The organism is Streptomyces sp. NBC_00016 (genome assembly GCF_045040885.1).
Classification (GTDB): Bacteria; Actinomycetota; Actinomycetes; order Streptomycetales; family Streptomycetaceae; genus Streptomyces; species Streptomyces coriariae.
In genome coordinates, this window is sequence record NZ_CP108304.1 from 3275781 (window position 1) to 3292168 (window position 16388).

Consider the following 16388-nt stretch of genomic DNA (forward strand, 5'->3'; position numbering starts at 1 on the left):
CGGCAGTCTGCATGGGCATGGACAAGAAGACCATTTCGCGCGACGGCACCGAACTCGCGTACACACGCGCCGGCGAGGGGCCCGCGGTCATCCTGGTGAGCGGGGCGATGTCCACGGGCGGCACCATGGCGCCCCTGGCCGGCCTGCTCGCGGACCGCTGCACTGTCCTCCGGTACGACCGCCGGGGCCGTGGCGAGAGCGGCGACACGGCACCGTACGCGGTGGAACGCGAGGTCGAGGACCTGGCGGCCCTCATCGACGCGGCGGGCGGCGAGGCGGCGCTCTACGGCATCTCCTCGGGCGGCGCGCTGGTACTGGAGGCGGCGGCCGCCGGACTGCCGGTGCGGCGAGTGGCCGTGTACGAGACGCCGTACGCCCTGGACGAGGAGGGCGCGCAGGGACGCGCCGCCTACACGGCAAACCTCACCGAGGCACTCGCGCAGGGGCGGCGCGGCGACGCGGTCGAGCTGTTCCTGCGGCTGACGGGGCTGGCCGAGGAGATGATCCAGGGCGCCCGCCGGTCGCCGATGTGGGAGGGGATGGAAGCCATCGCGCCGACCCTCGCCTACGACGACGCCGTCATGGGCGGCGGCACGCCGCCCCGGGAGCGGCTGGCCTCGATCGCGATCCCGGTGCTCGCCGCCGCGGGCGGCGCCAGTCCGCCGTGGCTGCGCGAGGCGACGCGTGCCGTCGCGGACGCGGTCGCGGACGGCACTTACCGCGTGCTCGAGGGCCAGACCCACATGGTGGACCCGGCCGTCCTCGCGCCGGTGCTGGCGGAGTTCCTCGGATCGCGCGACTGACGGTCAGGACACCCCGGCCGTCGCCCGCACGGTGGACGCGATCGTCGCCGAGCCCACCACGCGTGTGTCGTCGTACAGCACGATCGCCTGGCCGGGGGCCACGCCCCGGACGGGCTCCGTGAAGGTGACCTCGAGGGAGCCGTCGACGAGTTCGGCCCGCACCTCGGTCTCGCCGCCGTGGGCGCGCAGCTGGGCGGTGTAGGTGCCGGGGCCGGTCGGGGCGGCGCCGCACCAGCGAGGCCTGATCGCGGTCAGGGCGGCGACGTCCAGGGAGGCGGCCGGGCCGACCGTCACCGTGTTGTTCACCGGGGAGATGTCGAGGACGTAGCGCGGCTTGCCGTCGGCGGCCGGGGTGCCGATGCGCAGGCCCTTGCGCTGGCCGATGGTGAAGCCGTACGCGCCCTCGTGAGTGCCGACCTTGGCGCCGGACTCGTCGACGATGTCTCCCTCGGCCCTGCCCAGCCGGTTCGCGAGGAAGCCCTGGGTGTCGCCGTCGGCGATGAAGCAGATGTCGTGGGAGTCGGGCTTCTTGGCGACCGCCAGGCCCCGGCGCTCGGCCTCCGCGCGGATCTCGTCCTTCGTGGTCACCGTGTCGCCGAGGGGGAAGAGCGCGTGGGCGAGCTGCCGGTCGTCGAGGACGCCGAGGACGTAGGACTGGTCCTTGGCCATGTCGGAGGCGCGGTGCAGCTCGCGCGTGCCGTCCTCGTTGACGAGGACCTTCGCGTAGTGGCCGGTGCACACCGCGTCGAAGCCCAGCGCCAGCGCCTTGTCCAGCAGCGCGGCGAACTTGATCTTCTCGTTGCAGCGCAGACACGGGTTGGGCGTGCGGCCGGCCTCGTACTCGGCGACGAAGTCGTCGACGACGTCCTCACGGAAGCGGTCCGCGAGGTCCCAGACGTAGAACGGGATGCCGATGACGTCGGCCGCGCGGCGGGCGTCGCGGGAGTCCTCGATGGTGCAACAGCCTCGCGCGCCCGTGCGGAACGACTGCGGGTTCGCGGAGAGCGCGAGGTGGACGCCGGTCACGTCGTGGCCGGCTTCGGCCGCGCGGGCGGCGGCGACGGCGGAGTCGACCCCGCCGGACATGGCGGCGAGTACGCGAAGGGGGCGGGAGCGCTGCGAGGTCTCAGTCATAACCCTTCCAGGGTACGGGTCCCCGGGAACCGGAGCCCGCGAGTATCCGTTGACGATCACAAGGGGCGAAGAAGGGCACGGACATGGGGGACGGGAAGAGCGACTCCGACCGGCGGATCGGGCGGCGCGCCCTGCTGATCGGCGGGGCGGCGGCCGCCGTCGGCACGGGCGTGCTGGCGCGTGACGAACTGGCGCGGCTGTACTGGCGGCTGCCGGGCGTGCGCAGGCAGCGGGTGGAAGGCGCCGTGGACTTCCGGGGCGCCCGGTGGGTGGCGGCGTCGGAGGCGAACTTCCGCTGGGCGGACCGGCCGGACGACTACGGGATCGACATGGTCGTCATCCATGTCACGCAGGGCGATCTCGACAGCGCGGTGAAGGCGTTCGAGGACCCGGGGCACAAGGCGGCCGCTCACTACATCGTCGGCAAGGACGGCCACGTCACGCAGATGATCCGGGAGCTGGACGTGGCGTACCACGCGGGCAACCGCGCGTACAACGAGCGCAGTGTCGGCATCGAGCACGAGGGCTTCGTGGACCGGCCGAAGGACTTCACGGACGCGATGTACGCCGCCTCCGCCCGGCTGACCGCCGCGATCTGCCGGCGGTACGACATAGCCGTCGACCGCGAGCACATCATCGGGCACGTGGAGGTGCCGGGCACGGATCACACCGACCCGGGCGAGCACTGGGACTGGGACCGGTACCTGCGGCTCGTGCGGGAGGCGCAGGCCACGGCCACCTGAGCGCAGGCAATGTGATGCAGGTCACATGTGCTCAAAATCGTGAACAGTTGATGAGAGCCGGCCGCCCGATGTGTCCCGCACCACGAACATGACCTGCGTTCCACCAACTTGGCTTTTCTTCAAGGGAGTTGGTGCGCACGGCGGCCGCACAGCCTCCTCGGCTCACTCCTATGTTCGACCCAGTCTTCACATAGGCCTTAGCCCAAAGCTCCACGGCCATGACCCACACCACAGATCCCGCCTCCGGCGCGGGACGGCAGAGCAAGGGCGCCCACGCGCGAAGCGACCGGGGTGCCAAGGACGAGCGCCACGCGAAGAGCGGCGAGACCAAGGGCGGGCACGGCAAGGGCCTGCACCGGCGCAAGTTCCTGAGCGGCATGGCAGGGGCGGCCGGACTGGCCGCCGTCGGGACCGCCGGGGTCACCTTCTCCCTGCTGACCGGCGGCAACAGCAACAAGGCGTCCGCCGCCGACGCCACCGGCACCCTCACCGTCCCCGACCTGCTGGAGGCCACCACCACCGACGGCGCCACCACCTACACCCTGACCGCGAAGACCGGCACCGGCGAGGTGCTCAGCGGCGTGACCAGCACCACGGCCGGCTACAACGGTGCGTATCTCGGCCCCACCATGAAGTGGACCAAGGGCGACACGGTCCTGATGAACTTCACCAACACCCTGGGTGCGGACACCTCGGTCCACTTCCACGGCGCCCACATCCCGCCCAAGATGGACGGCGGCCCGCAGAACGCCTTCGCGGACGGCGTGACCTGGTCGCCCACCTTCGAGGTCCTCGACGAGGCCAAGACCCTCTGGTACCACCCGCACGCCCTGGGCACCACGGCCGAGCAGGTCGTCCACGGCCTGGCCGGGATGATCATCGTGGAGGACGACTCGGACGTCTCGGCCGCGCTGCCGAGCGAGTACGGCGTCGACGACATCCCGCTCATCCTGCAGTGTCTGGCGGTCGACGCCGCCGGCGACATCAAGTACGAGGCCACCGGCTACCGCAGCTCCGGTGTCGTCTTCCCGGTGCTGGTCAACGGCACCAACGTGGACTCGACGACCCTCGGCTTCACCGCCACCAAGAAGCGCACCCGCTTCCGGGTCCTGAACGCCTCACCCGCCGACATCATGACCGTACAGCGCGGCGACGGCGGGACGCTCACCCAGATCGCCACCGACCAGGGCTATCTCACCGAGCCCACCGAGGTCACCACGATCCGGCTGGTGGCCGGCGCCCGCGCCGAGTTCGTCCTCGACCTCGAGGACGCGGTCACGCTCCAGGCCGTCGTCACCACCGGCTGGATCCGCGGCGGCAGCGGCACGTACGACTTCCTGACCGTGACCCCGGACGCCACCGACACCCCGGCCGCCCTGCCGAGCACGCTCAACACCATCACCCGGTACGACACGAGCGACTTCACCGCGCGGACGATCACCCTCGGCCAGGGCACCGGCGGGACCATGTCGATCAACGGTTCGGTGGGCACCACCATGGCCGGCATGGCGATGATCAGCACCACGCTGGACGCCGAGGAGGTCTGGACGATCACGAACAGCACGCAGCTCGAGCACTCGTTCCATCTGCATGACGTGCCCTACCAGGTGATCGAGATCAACGGCGAGGCGCCGACCGGCGTCGACCTCGGCTGGTTCGACACGTTCGAGGTGGTCGGCGGCGGCTCCATCAAGATCGCGATGAAGTTCACCGACTTCACCGACGACACGTACATGTACATGCTCCATTGCCATCTTCTCCAGCACGAGGACGAGGGCATGATGGCGGCCCTCATGGTCACGGACGGCTGACCCCGCCCCAGCGGGCCGGTCACACCCCGGGCCAGTCACTCCAGCCTCCCGAGCAGGCTGCCGCCGGCAGTGGAAGTGCCGGCGGCAGCCCCCGGCCCGGCGCACCCGGGCCAGGTCCATGGTGGTGGCGGTAGCTGGCAGGCACCTTTGAACATGAGGTGACCTTCTGTCGACAGGGCTGGGCGGGAACCTGCATCGGAAGGTAGACCGTCAGCCGCCAACTGTCGACACCTACCTGTCATACTGACAGGCAACCCCTATATTCGAGCAAAGTGTCGACACCAGGCGGTTCGCTCCCGTCACCGCAGCCGCCGTCGGAGCCGCCGTCGGAGCCGCAGCCACCGCCGCACGTCACCGCACCCGCAGACCGTCGGCGCTACGTCAGTCCGGCGGCGCGCGCCCGTTCCACCGCCGGGCCGATGGCCTTGGCGACCGCCTCGACGTCGGCCTCGGTGGAGGTGTGGCCGAGGGAGAAGCGCAGGGTGCCGCGGGCCAGGTCCGGGTCGGTGCCGGTGGCGAGCAGGACATGACTGGGCTGGGCGACGCCGGCGGTGCAGGCGGAGCCGGTGGAGCACTCGATGCCCTGGGCGTCGAGCAGCAGCAACAGGGAGTCGCCCTCACAGCCCGGGAAGGTGAAGTGGGCGTTGGCCGGGAGCCGGTCCACCGGGTCCCCGCCGAGGATCGCGTCCGGGACGGCCGTACGGACCGCGTCGATCAGCGCGTCGCGCAGGGCGCCGATCTCGCGGGCGAACCACTCGCGCCGCTCGGCGGCGAGGCGCCCGGCCACCGCGAAGGAGGCGATGGCGGGGACGTCGAGGGTGCCGGAGCGGACATGGCGCTCCTGGCCGCCGCCGTGCAGCACGGGTACGGGGGTGTACTCGCGGCCGAGGAGCAGGGCACCGATGCCGTACGGGCCGCCGATCTTGTGGCCGGAGACCGTCATCGCGGCGAGGCCGGAGGCGCTGAAGTCGACGGGGACCTGACCGAAGGCCTGCACCGCGTCGGCGTGCAGCGGGACGTCGAACTCGGCTGCCACGTCGGCGAGTTCGCGGACCGGCAGGATCGTGCCGATCTCGTTGTTCGCCCACATGACGGTGGCCAGGGCCACGTCGTGGGGGTCGCGGGCGATGGCTTCGCGCAGCGCCTCGGGGTGGACCCGCCCGTAGGAGTCGACCGGCAGGTACTCGACCGTGGCGCCCTCGTGCTCGCCGAGCCAGTGCACGGCGTCGAGGACCGCGTGGTGTTCGACCGGGCTGGCCAGGACCCGGGTGCGGGCCGGGTCCGTGTCGCGGCGGGACCAGTACAGGCCCTTGACCGCGAGGTTGTCGGCCTCGGTGCCGCCGGAGGTGAGGACGACCTCGCTGGGACGGGCGCCGAGCGCGTCAGCGAGGGTCTCCCGGGCTTCCTCGACCGTACGGCGGGCCTGCCGGCCGGCCGCGTGGAGGGAGGAGGCGTTGCCGGTGACGCCCAGGTGCGCGGTGAGTGCCTCGACCGCCTCGGGGAGCATCGGCGTGGTCGCGGCGTGGTCGAGGTATGCCATGGTGGGCCCGATTCTACGGGGGCCGGGTGGCACGCCTCGCTGCCAGGTGAGCCCTCGCGGTCAGAAGCTCCAGGAAACCGTCGAGTCGGCCTGCATGAACGCCACCAGGACCAGAAGGTCGGCGACGCCCAGACCCAGTCCGAGGAAGGCGCGCCCGCGGCGGGCCGTACCGCGCCAGAGGGCGACCGACGCCAGGACGATGGCGATCGGGCCGAGGAAGACGTTGAGGACGAGCAGGCCGAGGAGACCGAGGACGAAGGACGCGACGGCCATTCCGTCGGTGTCCCGGATGCCGGTGCGGCGGGTGGCCGGTGCGGTGAGGTGCATGGCTGGTCAGCTCCTGTGGAGGAAAGTGCGACGGGTCAGTGGGTCGAGGTGTGCCGACGGCGGCCGTGGCGCTCGCGGAGCGCGAAGACACCGAGCCAGGCGGCGATCACGGCGGCGGCGACGAGGGTGAAGGCGAACGGCGCGTGGGCCACGGTGCCCATGACGACGCCGAACAGCAGCAGGGCCGCAACGAGGAACAGCATGGGATCGGATCCCCCTCCGTAAAGTTTGGGTGAACAGTTGTGGTTACACTTGTTCACTGACTCTTGAGTCTAGCGTGTACCCCGGCTTTCCAATTCCAGAGAACAGTTGTTAACTGGATGACATGAGTCACACCCTCGGCATCCGGCAGGCCCAGAAGCAGAAGACCCGGCAGGCGCTCATGGACGCGGCGTTGGTGCTGCTGGAGGAGCAGAGCCTGAGCAGCCTGGGGCTGCGCGAGGTCACCCGTGCCGTCGGAGTCGCCCCGACCGCCTTCTACCGCCACTTCCGCTCCACCGCGGATCTGGGCGTGGCCCTGGTCGAGGAGGCGCTCGGCAGCCTCCACCCGATGATCCGCACCACCGTGACCGCGGACGGCACAAGCGAGGAACGCATCACGCGCGCTGTCGAGTTGATCGCCGGTCATGTGACCGCGTACCCCGCACCCGTCCGTTTCATCGCCCGTGAGCGACATGGCGGGGTGCAGCCGGTGCGGGAGGCGATCCGGGACCAACTGGCCCGGTTCGCCGAGGAGGTGAAGACCGAACTGGCCAAGGACGCCGAGGCCGAGGGCTGGAGCGACGACGACCTGCTGATGCTCTCGCACCTCTACGTCGACCAGATGCTCGTCACGGCCTCGCTGTTCCTGGAGGCGCTGGAGTCCTCGCCGGAGGAGCGGGAGCGGGTCGGTCTGCTCGCCGCCCGCCAGATGCGGCTCATCAGCATCGGCCGCCGGCACTGGCTGGACTGACAGCCCCGCGACGCACCCGTACGCCACAGGGGCGGCGCACCCGTTGCCGGGTGCGCCGCCCCTGTGGGTGAACCGCCGTCAGCCCTGCTGCTGGGCCTGCTGCCCCTGCTGCCCCTGACCGCCGCCCGGACCGCCGCAGCCACCGCCCTGGCCGCCGCCGGGACCGCCCTGACCGCCACCGCCGGGACCGCCGCTCGGCATGCCCGACGGAGCACCCGACGGAACACCGGTCGGGGTGCCGGTCGGGGTGCCCGTCGGCTGCCCCGAGGCGGCACCGGTCGGCGCACCCGACGGGGCCCCGGAGGGGGCGCCGCTCGGCATGCCCGACGGATTGCCGGACGGCGGCGAGCAGGACTGCTGGGCGGACGTCCCACTGCTCGAGGAGGAGTCGCCCGAGCCGCAGGCCACCAGGGCGAGGGGCGAAAGTGCCAGCAGCGCCACCGCGGGGACGAGACGGACGGGCATCAGCGCACGCTTCATGAGAAACAGCTCCGGAGATGATGAGGAGAACCTGAGACCGGAACTCAACCAACGGCGCTTAGGCCTTCCTTGGGGCCCCTCTGTCCCCCGGCTGTCAATCAGGTAAAGCGCTTCTCAAGGAACCTTGCTGACCTGGGAGTTCACCCAGGTGGACCGGTCGGTGCGCTGGTACAGCTCCGTGACAGAAGCCCCCGCGCACCGGGGCTCAGCCGAGCCTGACCCGGGCCAACTGCCGTGACTGTGCGACCAGTCGGTCCGCGCTGTCCCAGACCTCGGCGTCCTCCTCCAGGAAGCCGCCCGCGAGATTGCGGGTGGTGATGGAGACGCGCAGCGGGCCCGGAGCCGGACGGCAGCGGACGTGGACCGTCAGCTCGACCGTGGGGACCCAGCCGCGCAGGCCGATCTCGAAGGCGGTGGGCGGCAGGGCGTCCACCGCGAGGAGGAGGGAGAGCGGGTCGGGGTCGCGGCCGTCCTTCAGGCCGAACCAGGCCCGCATCTCGCCCTTCCCGGAGGGCTGTCCGAGCGCCCAGCCGAGGGTCGACGGGTCGAGCTTGAGCATCAGACGGTCGGCGATCGCGGAGCTGCCGTCGACGGGCGCCGGTCCGTCCTCGGGGCCGAAGCACTGGTCCATCGGCGGGATCGCGGGCGGCTTCGCCGTCGTACGGACGTCGTCCGGCAGGGTGTCGAGGTCGCCGTAGGAGGCGAGGACCCGGATCCGCTCGACCTCGGCGCCGTTCTCGTCGTACTGGAAGAGCGAGGCCTGGCCGGTGGAGAGGGTGCGGCCGGTGCGCACGACGTCCGTGCGGACGACCGCGGGGCCGGGCTGGGACGCCGTGAGGTAGTGCGCCGAGATCGTGAACGGGTCACGGTGCGGCAGGGCGTCCGCGAGCGCGCGGCCGAGGACGGCGAGAAGGTAGCCGCCGTTGACGGCGCTGATGATCGTCCAGCCGGCCGAGAGGTCGATGTCATAGACGCCGGGCGCACGTCGGGTGAGCGCGGTGTCGCGGTCGAACTCGAACTCACCGTCTCCGGTCGGGGCCGTGACGAGGGCGATGGAGGCCGGATCGGCCGCCGCGGTAGCTGCTTCTGGCATGCCTGAACCGTACAACAGCTCATTACTAAGCGGTAGCTTTGGCTGCTACGGCCGTGCGGCGACCGTGCTACGGCCGGATGAACAGATCGAGCCCGTTCATGACCGCTTCGGGCCTCACCGGTGACCGGTTCGAGTGAGCAGTCGGCAATTTCTTGGTAAGTGTCCGAACTCGTCCGTAACCTCGACGCCCGGATTCCCCTCTGCAAGGACATGAGCCTCACCGGGACTCCGTTCCTCTACACCCTGATCGCGCTGTCCGTGGTCGCCGTCGCGCTGCCGCTGCTGATGTGGTCGCGGCTGCGCGGGCCGCGGGTCCTGCGCGCCGCGGCCCGGATGGTGATGCTGCTGTTCGCCCAGGGCACGGCCGTGGCCCTGGTCTTCGTCCTGGTCAACAACGCCAACGGCCTGTACGACACCTGGGACGACCTGCTGGGCACCGGCACCCATGTGCAGCAGGCCGCCGACCTGGGCGCCGACGGCACCGGCGGAATCGCGCTGGACCGGCTGCCCAAGGTCCGGCAGACGTTCACCCAGGCCGAGGGGCCGGGCATGCACGCGGCGGGCGGGGTACGCGTCACCCAGCTCGAGGGCCGGGTCTCCGGCGTCAACGCCGAGGTCTACGTCTGGCTGCCCCCGCAGTACGACGAGCCCGCCTACGCGCACCGCTCCTTCCCCGTGGTGGAACTGCTCCCGGGCTACCCGGGCTCCGCGAAGTCCTGGTACGGGACGCTGCACGTGCACGAGCAGCTGGCACCGCTGATGCGCGCGGGCAAGGTCGCCCCGTTCATCCTGGTCGCGCCGCGCACCACACTGCTGCCGGGTGTGGACACCGGCTGCGCCAACGTGGCGGGCACCGTCAACGCCGACAGCTGGCTCAGCATCGACGTACCGAAGATGGTCAGGGACAACTTCCGGGCCCAGCCCGCGCCCAAGGGCTGGGCGGTCGCCGGGTACTCCGCCGGGGGCCACTGCGCGGCCAAGCTCGCCGTCGCCCACCCGGACCGCTACCGGGCGGCCGTGAGCCTGTCCGGGTACAGCGACCCGATCGTCGAGCCCCACTCCCTCGCCGCGCAGAGCCCCGCCCTGCGCCGGGCCAACAACCCCTACCTGCTGCTGCGCGGGGCCACCGTGCCGCCGCCCGTGGCCCTCTACCTCTCCGGCCAGCCGAAGGACGGCTACGAGGCGGCCCTGGCCCTGCGGCAGGAGGCGAAGGCGCCGACGGCCGTGCATGTCGTCTACATCCCGAGCGACGCGGGCGGCCACACCATGGCGCTGTGGCGGCCGCAGGTCGTGCCGGCGTTCCGCTGGCTGACCATGCAGCTGGACCAGCGCCCGGTGACCCCCGACGGGAAGGGGAAGGCGAAGGCGACTACTCCTCGCGCACCGTCGAGCGCCGATTCCAAGCACGCGGCGCTCGCCAGTGGAACCGCATCGCGAGCAGCCGCAGCACGAAGGCCGTGACCGCGGCCAGGCCGCTGGCCAGCGGGGTGAGCACGTCGTAGTGGATGCAGAGCACCACCATGGTGGCGCCGACCAGCGCCGGGACCGCGTAGAGGTCGCGGTCCCAGCGCAGCAGTGAGGGCACCTCGTTGGCCAGCACATCGCGCAGCACACCGCCGCCGACGGCGGTGGCGAGGCCCAGTGCCACCGACGCGGTGAGGTTGAGTCCGTAGTCGTACGCTTTCGTCGTCCCCGTCACGCAGAACAGGCCGAGGCCGGCCGCGTCGAAGACGTTGACGCCCGTCTGGATGCGTTCCACCTGCGGATGCAGGAAGACGACCAGGAGGGCGGCGAGCAGCGGGGTGAGGAAGTACCCCAGGTCGGTGAAGGCGGCCGGCGGCACGGCCCCGATGACCAGGTCCCGGAAGACTCCGCCGCCCAGCGCGGTGACCTCGGCGAGCATGGCGATGCCGAACACGTCGAAGTTCTTGCGGACGGCCAGCAGCGCGCCCGAGATGGCGAAGACGAAGATGCCGATCAGGTCGAGCGTGTGCTGGACGGAGGGGCTGAAAATTTGATGGAGCACCCCTATATTCTCACCCAGCACAAAGCCCCCGCCTTACATTGCAAGGCGGGGGCTCGGTGTTACTTACTTCTCTTTGGCCGGAGCGTCGTCACCGGAAGCCTCCGGGGCGGCCTCGTCGGCCGTCTCGGCCTCCCCGGTGGCCTCGGCGGCCTCGGTCGGCTCGGCGGCCTCGGTCGGCTCGGCGGTCACGACGGGCTCGGCGGTCACGGCAGCTTCCGCCGCCACTTCCGCCGCCACCGCGGCCGACGTCTCCGCCGACTCCGCGAGCACCTCGTCGGCCACCAGCTCCGCCGCCTCCTTCGCGACGGTCAGCAGGACCGTGTCCTGCGGGGCCTGGTCCTCGAAGTTCTCCGGGTGGTGGCAGGCGACCTGCTGGCCGGGCCGCAGCTCGACGAGGACCGGCTCGGTGGTCTTGCAGACCTGGGTCGCCTTCCAGCACCGGGTGTGGAAGCGGCAGCCGCTGGGCGGCGAGATCGGCGAGGGCACGTCACCCTTGAGCAGGATCCGCTCGCTCTTGGCGTGCTTGCGCCGCGGGTCCGGGATCGGCACCGCCGACATCAGCGCCTTGGTGTACGGGTGCATCGGCGACTTGTAGAGCAGGTCGCGGTCGGCCAGCTCCACGATCTTGCCGAGGTACATCACCGCGATGCGGTCCGAGACGTGCCGGACGACCGAGAGGTCGTGCGCGATGATCACGTAGGTGAGGCCGAGCTCCTGCTGGAGGTCGTCCAGCAGGTTGACGACCTGCGCCTGGATCGACACGTCGAGCGCCGAGACCGGCTCGTCCGCCACGACCAGCTTCGGGTTCAGCGCGAGCGCGCGGGCGATGCCGATGCGCTGACGCTGACCGCCGGAGAACTCGTGCGGGTAGCGGTTGTAGTGCTCGGGGTTGAGACCCACGACCGACAGCAGCCGCTGGACTTCCTTCTTGATGCCGCCCTCGGGCTCGACGCCCTGGAGCTTGAAGGGAGCGCCGACGATCGTGCCGATGGTGTGGCGCGGGTTCAGCGACGAGTACGGGTCCTGGAAGATCATCTGCACATCGCGGCGCAGCGGACGCATGCCGCCCACGCCGAGGTGCGTGATGTCCTTGCCCTGGAACTCGACCTTGCCCGCGGTCGGTTCGAGCAGCCGGGTGATCAGCCGGCCCATCGTGGACTTGCCACAGCCGGACTCGCCCACGACACCGAGCGTCTCACCGGAGCGGACCTCGAAGTCGATGCCGTCGACCGCGTGCACCGCCCCGACCTGCCGCTGGAGCAGGCCCTTCTTGATCGGGAAGTGCTTCTGGAGGCCGGTCACCTTCAGCAGGACCTCGCCCGGGGCGGGGTCCTTGGTGAGGGTCGCGCCCTGCGTCGGGCCCTCGGCCTGCGCGGGGATCTTCACCGCTTTCTCGTCGTCACTCACAGCTTCGGCGCAATCTCTTCGGTCCAGATACGCTCCCGCTGCTCCGTGCCCAGGTGGCAGGCGGCCCAGTGCCGGCTGCCGACCTCGGCCAGCTCGGGCCGGACGGTGCGGGTGACGTTGTCCTTCGGGAGGTCCGCGTACGGGCAGCGCGGGTTGAAGGCGCAGCCGGACGGGATGTTGATCAGCGAGGGCGGGGAGCCCTTGACCGGGATCAGGCGCTCCTGCTGCTCACGGTCCAGCCGCGGCATCGAGCCGAGCAGACCCCAGGTGTAGGGGTGCCGGGGCTCGTAGAACACCTTGTCGGCCGGGCCCCGCTCGACGCAGCGGCCGCCGTACATCACCAGGATGTCGTCGGCGAGTTCGGCGACGACGCCCAGGTCGTGGGTGATCACGATGACCGCCGAGCCGAACTCCTTCTGGAGGTCACGGATGAGGTCGAGGATCTGCGCCTGGACGGTCACGTCCAGGGCGGTCGTCGGCTCGTCCGCGATCAGCAGCTCGGGGTTGTTGACCAGCGACATCGCGATCATCGCGCGCTGACGCATACCGCCGGAGAACTCGTGCGGGTAGCTGTCGACGCGCTTGTCCGGCTGCGGGATGCCGACCCGGTCGAGCATCTCGACCGCGCGGCGCTTGGCGGTCTTCTTGGGGACGTCGTGGTGGATCCGGTACGCCTCCACGATCTGCTGACCGATCGTGTAGTACGGGTGCAGCGCCGACAGCGGATCCTGGAAGATCATCGCCATCTCACGGCCGCGCAGCTTGCGCACGTGGTCCGGGTCGGCGGACAGCAGCTCGGTGCCGTCCAGCCAGATCTCACCGGAGATCTGGGCCTTGCGCTTGCCGTACTGGCCGGCGGTGTGCAGACCCATGATGCCGAGCGAGGTCACCGACTTGCCGGAACCGGACTCGCCCACGATGCCGAGGGTCTTGCCCTTCTCCAGCTGGAAGCTGAGCCCGTCGACGGACTTGACCAGGCCGTCGTCGGTCGGGAAGTGCACCTTGAGGTCGCGCACTTCGAGGAAGGCGGTCGGCGCGGGCGAGGCGGGGGTGGGCTCGCCCACGGCCGCTCCGCTCTTGCTGAGTTCGGTCATGAGAGCCTCACTCGGGGGTCGATCACGGCGTACAGGATGTCCACCACGAGGTTGGCGACGAGCACCGCCAGAGAAGTGATCAGGGTGACGCCCAGGATGATGGGCAGGTCCTGGTTCTTGATGGCGTTGAGCACCGCCTGGCCGAGGCCGGGCAGGTTGAACGCCGTCTCGGTCAGGATCGCACCGCCGATGAGGGCGCCGAGGTCCATGCCGAGCATCGTCAGCAGCGGAGTCATCGTGGAGCGCATGGCGTGCTTGCCGATGACGGTGTGTTCCTTGAGGCCCTTGGCGCGGGCGGTGCGGATGTAGTCCTCGCCCAGGATCTCCAGCATGGTGGCCCGGGTGATGCGGGCGTACATGGCCGCGTACAGGAACGCGAGAGTGACCCACGGCAGGATCATGCCGCCGAACCAGCCGCTGAAACTGTCCTCCAGGGGTACGAACTGCCCGTCGAACAGGTCGAATCCGTACACGAAGATCGACAGGGCGACCATGCCGGTGAAGTAGATCGGGAGGGAGACACCCGAGAGCGCGATCACCATCGCGCCGCGGTCCCACAGGCTGCCCCGCTTGAGCGCGGAGAGCACACCCGCCGAGACACCGAAGATGAGCCACAGCACGGCGGCACCGAGCGCGAGCGCCAGGGTCACCGGGAAGCGGTCGGTCAGCACCGGCCAGACGGACTGCTCACTGCGGAAGGAGTAGCCGAAGCACGGAGCGGCGCAGTGGATGGAATCGCCACCGCCCGTGTAGGTCCGGCCGGCGAAGATGCCCTTGAAGAACTCCCAGACCTGGGCGTAGATCGGGTCGCCCAGGCCCAGCTTCTCGCGCACACCCTCGACGGCGGCAGGGTCGGCCTGCTTGCCCACGAAGCTCAAGGCGATGTCTACGCCAGCCCACTTGGGGATGAGGAAGAAGATGCCGAAGACCACCATGACGATGACCACGAGCATCACTGCGGCGGCGAACAGCCGCCTGATGAGGTAAGCGAGCACAGCTCTCGGCCCGCCGCGGACCGCGGGCCACCGGAGATCGTCCGGTGGCCCGCGATCACGCCGCGCCGGCCTTCACCTGCCTTTCGTGCCGTTCGGCGGGTGTGCCGGGACTACTTCTTCGGGTTCTTCAGGCCGAGGTTGACGAAGTCGTACTGACCGCTGTAACCGTCGGTGGTGTAGACGTTCGCCAGGTTGTCCGAGCGCCAGTTGAGGAACCGCTCGAAGACGAAGGGCAGGTAGTACGCGCCCTCCATCACCTTGTGGTTGATCTCCGTGGCGATCTTGGTCTTGCCGGCGTCGTCCAGCGTGGTGACGTACGACGAGAACAGACCGTCGATCGTCTTGTCGTTGATGAGCGCGTAGTTGTTGTTACCGCTCTCGGAGATGTACTTGCTGTTCCACAGCGGCAGACCGAAGCCCTGGACGGACGGGAAGTCCGGACCCCAGCCCATGATGATGATGCCGTAGCCCTTCTTCTTCACGTTCGAGGGGCTACCGATGATGCCGGCGGTCTGCGAGCCGTCGTACTGGTCGATCTCGGCGGTGATGCCGATCTTCTTCAGCGACGCCTGGAGGGACTGGGCGGTGGCCACCTCGACCGGCTTGTTGTTACGCACCGCGATGGTGGTCTTGAAGCCGTTCGGCTGACCGCAGGCCTTCAGGGCCTCCTTGGCCTTGGCCTCGTTGCCGCTCTTGTTGGCACCGGAGATCTCGTACGGGTCGTACTTCTGGCCCTCGGCACCCGGGACGGACGGCGGCAGCATGTTGGTGCCGATGTCACCACCGGCGACCGGACCGCCGCGGGCGGTCTGGAGCGACACGTGGTCGGCGCCGAGGATGACGGCCTTGCGGCACTCGATGTTGTTGAACGGCGCGACGCTCTGCGGGAAGACCGCGTAGCGGACGTAACCGGTGACCGGGTTGTCCAGGTTGCCCTTGTGCTCCTTCAGGGCGGTGGTGCGGCCCTGCGGCGACATGCCGGTCTGGTTCAGGTCGAGGTCCAGGTCACCGCTGATCAGACGCTGGTCGAGCTGGTTGGCGTCCGAGAAGAACTGGATGGTGATCTGGTCCGGGTAGGCCTTGCGGATCGGGTCCGAGGCCTGCTTCCAGGAGGTGTTGCGGACCAGCTTGAGGTCCTTGCCCGGGCTGTAGGACGCGAACTTGTACGGGCCCGAGGAGAACGGCTTCAGGCCGTACTTGGACTTGGTGTCCATGTCCTGGCGGACCGGCGAGGCCGAGACCAGGGCCAGCATCTCCTCGAAGTCCGAGTTGGCCTGCGGGAGGTGGAAGACGATGGTCTTGTCGTCGGGCGTGTCGATCGCCTTCAGACCCAGCTTGTCCGCGGACGTGTCCTTGTACGGGCCCTTGTACTCGCCCTTGGGGTCCAGCACGTCCTTCAGGTACGTCGGACCGCCGGACAGCACGTCCTGCGCCCACACGCGCTCGATGCCGTACTTCACGTCCTTGGACGTGATCGCCTTGCCGTCCTCCCACGTGATGCCGTCACGCAGGGTGTACGTGTAGGTCTTGCCGTCGTCCGTGACCTTCGCGGTCTCGGTGGCGAGGTCCGGAGTGACCTCGGCGCCCGCAGCGCCCGGCTCGGCCTTGTTGGTGACGAGCTGACGGCTGTAGTAGCGCGCGAAGTTCCACATCATGCCGTAGTAGCCACGCGTGGTGTCCCACGAGTCGGCATCCTGCGCGGCACCGAACTTCAGCGTGCCGCCCTTCTTGGCGGCGGAGGCCTGGGCGACCTTGTTGTTCGCGGCGTCGAAGCCGGCGGCACCGGAGCTCGAGCCCTTGTCGCCGTCGTCTCCACCGCCGCCGCACGCCGCCGTGGTCAGCAGCGCGGCGACCGCGGCAGCAGCGGCAAATGCCTGCTTCCGCCGCCCTGAGGTGCGTTGGGTAGTCACGATCTCGGATCCTCCGGATAGATGAGAGATACCCCGTGTGAAGACCACGGGACGGTTGGGGCGCCGTGTTTCG

Annotated in this window: 16 protein-coding genes; 5 read left to right on the plus strand and 11 right to left on the minus strand. The window is 69.9% G+C overall.

Annotation, left to right across the window (positions count from 1 at the left end; all coding sequences use genetic code 11):
• Positions 1 to 17: 17 nt before the first annotated feature.
• Positions 18 to 803 (plus strand): alpha/beta fold hydrolase, encoded by a 786-nt coding sequence (locus tag OG933_RS14305; RefSeq protein WP_405627353.1) that lies wholly within the window; start codon positions 18 to 20, stop codon positions 801 to 803.
• A gap of 3 nt (positions 804 to 806) precedes the next feature.
• Here the strand turns inward: OG933_RS14305 and mnmA are convergent, their stop codons facing one another.
• Positions 807 to 1937, minus strand: a complete 1131-nt coding sequence (gene mnmA, locus OG933_RS14310; RefSeq protein WP_362531884.1) for a tRNA 2-thiouridine(34) synthase MnmA — start codon at positions 1935 to 1937, stop codon at positions 807 to 809.
• An 83-nt stretch (positions 1938 to 2020) separates the two neighbouring features.
• Here mnmA and OG933_RS14315 point away from each other — a divergent pair, with 83 nt between their 5' ends.
• Complete coding sequence (locus OG933_RS14315) at positions 2021 to 2680, plus strand: N-acetylmuramoyl-L-alanine amidase (protein WP_362531880.1); 660 nt, start codon at positions 2021 to 2023, stop codon at positions 2678 to 2680.
• A gap of 218 nt (positions 2681 to 2898) precedes the next feature.
• On the plus strand, positions 2899 to 4491 hold the full coding sequence (locus OG933_RS14320; RefSeq protein ID WP_405627354.1) for a multicopper oxidase family protein: 1593 nt from the start codon (positions 2899 to 2901) through the stop codon (positions 4489 to 4491).
• A 376-nt stretch (positions 4492 to 4867) separates the two neighbouring features.
• Here OG933_RS14320 and OG933_RS14325 read toward each other — a convergent pair whose 3' ends face one another.
• From OG933_RS14325 to OG933_RS14335, 3 genes are read right to left on the minus strand one after another with little or no spacing between them, the layout of a single operon-like run.
• Positions 4868 to 6031 carry a cysteine desulfurase family protein gene (locus OG933_RS14325; protein ID WP_405627355.1) on the minus strand — a complete coding sequence of 388 codons (1164 nt, stop codon included), beginning with the start codon at positions 6029 to 6031 and terminating at the stop codon, positions 4868 to 4870.
• Positions 6032 to 6091: 60 nt separating this feature from the next.
• On the minus strand, positions 6092 to 6358 hold the full coding sequence (locus OG933_RS14330) for a DUF4190 domain-containing protein (RefSeq protein WP_310434073.1): 267 nt from the start codon (positions 6356 to 6358) through the stop codon (positions 6092 to 6094).
• Positions 6359 to 6393: 35 nt separating this feature from the next.
• The gene (locus tag OG933_RS14335) at positions 6394 to 6561 is read right to left on the minus strand and encodes a hypothetical protein (RefSeq protein WP_199824938.1); all 168 of its coding nucleotides are present in this window, start codon (positions 6559 to 6561) and stop codon (positions 6394 to 6396) included.
• Between the two features lie 122 nt (positions 6562 to 6683).
• Between OG933_RS14335 and OG933_RS14340 the strand changes: the two genes are divergently transcribed.
• Positions 6684 to 7310: a TetR family transcriptional regulator gene (locus OG933_RS14340; protein WP_362531871.1), complete on the plus strand. Its 627-nt coding sequence runs from the start codon at positions 6684 to 6686 to the stop codon at positions 7308 to 7310.
• Between the two features lie 78 nt (positions 7311 to 7388).
• On the opposite strand, the gene OG933_RS14345 is transcribed toward OG933_RS14340, so the two are convergent.
• Positions 7389 to 7790 carry a hypothetical protein gene (locus tag OG933_RS14345; RefSeq protein ID WP_405627356.1) on the minus strand — a complete coding sequence of 134 codons (402 nt, stop codon included), beginning with the start codon at positions 7788 to 7790 and terminating at the stop codon, positions 7389 to 7391.
• 205 nt (positions 7791 to 7995) lie between these two features.
• Positions 7996 to 8883 carry a thioesterase family protein gene (locus tag OG933_RS14350; protein ID WP_362531865.1) on the minus strand — a complete coding sequence of 296 codons (888 nt, stop codon included), beginning with the start codon at positions 8881 to 8883 and terminating at the stop codon, positions 7996 to 7998.
• A gap of 210 nt (positions 8884 to 9093) precedes the next feature.
• On the opposite strand from OG933_RS14350, the gene OG933_RS14355 reads away from it, so the two are divergent.
• Positions 9094 to 10344, plus strand: a complete 1251-nt coding sequence (locus OG933_RS14355) for an alpha/beta hydrolase (RefSeq protein WP_405633380.1) — start codon at positions 9094 to 9096, stop codon at positions 10342 to 10344.
• Here OG933_RS14355 and OG933_RS14360 read toward each other — a convergent pair.
• The 5 genes from OG933_RS14360 to OG933_RS14380 all read right to left on the minus strand — a co-directional run bounded on the left by OG933_RS14360 (position 10253) and on the right by OG933_RS14380 (position 16315).
• Complete coding sequence (locus tag OG933_RS14360) at positions 10253 to 10909, minus strand: trimeric intracellular cation channel family protein (protein WP_362273881.1); 657 nt, start codon at positions 10907 to 10909, stop codon at positions 10253 to 10255. The genes OG933_RS14355 and OG933_RS14360 overlap by 92 nt on opposite strands.
• A gap of 63 nt (positions 10910 to 10972) precedes the next feature.
• Positions 10973 to 12316, minus strand: coding sequence for an ABC transporter ATP-binding protein (locus OG933_RS14365; protein WP_405627357.1), 1344 nt, complete (start codon positions 12314 to 12316; stop codon positions 10973 to 10975).
• Complete coding sequence (locus OG933_RS14370; RefSeq protein ID WP_362273886.1) at positions 12313 to 13410, minus strand: ABC transporter ATP-binding protein; 1098 nt, start codon at positions 13408 to 13410, stop codon at positions 12313 to 12315. Before OG933_RS14370 ends, OG933_RS14365 begins: the two co-directional genes overlap by 4 nt.
• Complete coding sequence (locus tag OG933_RS14375; protein WP_020131393.1) at positions 13407 to 14405, minus strand: ABC transporter permease; 999 nt, start codon at positions 14403 to 14405, stop codon at positions 13407 to 13409. The genes OG933_RS14370 and OG933_RS14375 overlap by 4 nt, the downstream gene beginning before the upstream one ends.
• A 110-nt stretch (positions 14406 to 14515) precedes the next feature.
• A complete protein-coding gene (locus OG933_RS14380) occupies positions 14516 to 16315 on the minus strand; it encodes an ABC transporter substrate-binding protein (protein WP_362531859.1) in 1800 nt (599 codons plus the stop codon).
• Positions 16316 to 16388 lie beyond the last annotated feature (73 nt).

Coding starts and splice junctions, on each gene's coding strand:
- OG933_RS14350 (WP_362531865.1), bottom strand. CDS start 8,883: ATGCCAGAAGCAGCTACCGCGGCGGCCGATCCGGCCTCCATCGCCCTC.
- OG933_RS14355 (WP_405633380.1), top strand. CDS start 9,094: ATGAGCCTCACCGGGACTCCGTTCCTCTACACCCTGATCGCGCTGTCC.
- OG933_RS14340 (WP_362531871.1), top strand. CDS start 6,684: ATGAGTCACACCCTCGGCATCCGGCAGGCCCAGAAGCAGAAGACCCGG.
- OG933_RS14345 (WP_405627356.1), bottom strand. CDS start 7,790: ATGAAGCGTGCGCTGATGCCCGTCCGTCTCGTCCCCGCGGTGGCGCTG.
- mnmA (WP_362531884.1), bottom strand. CDS start 1,937: ATGACTGAGACCTCGCAGCGCTCCCGCCCCCTTCGCGTACTCGCCGCC.
- OG933_RS14315 (WP_362531880.1), top strand. CDS start 2,021: ATGGGGGACGGGAAGAGCGACTCCGACCGGCGGATCGGGCGGCGCGCC.
- OG933_RS14320 (WP_405627354.1), top strand. CDS start 2,899: ATGACCCACACCACAGATCCCGCCTCCGGCGCGGGACGGCAGAGCAAG.
- OG933_RS14305 (WP_405627353.1), top strand. CDS start 18: ATGGACAAGAAGACCATTTCGCGCGACGGCACCGAACTCGCGTACACA.
- OG933_RS14325 (WP_405627355.1), bottom strand. CDS start 6,031: ATGGCATACCTCGACCACGCCGCGACCACGCCGATGCTCCCCGAGGCG.
- OG933_RS14335 (WP_199824938.1), bottom strand. CDS start 6,561: ATGCTGTTCCTCGTTGCGGCCCTGCTGCTGTTCGGCGTCGTCATGGGC.
- OG933_RS14370 (WP_362273886.1), bottom strand. CDS start 13,410: ATGACCGAACTCAGCAAGAGCGGAGCGGCCGTGGGCGAGCCCACCCCC.
- OG933_RS14330 (WP_310434073.1), bottom strand. CDS start 6,358: ATGCACCTCACCGCACCGGCCACCCGCCGCACCGGCATCCGGGACACC.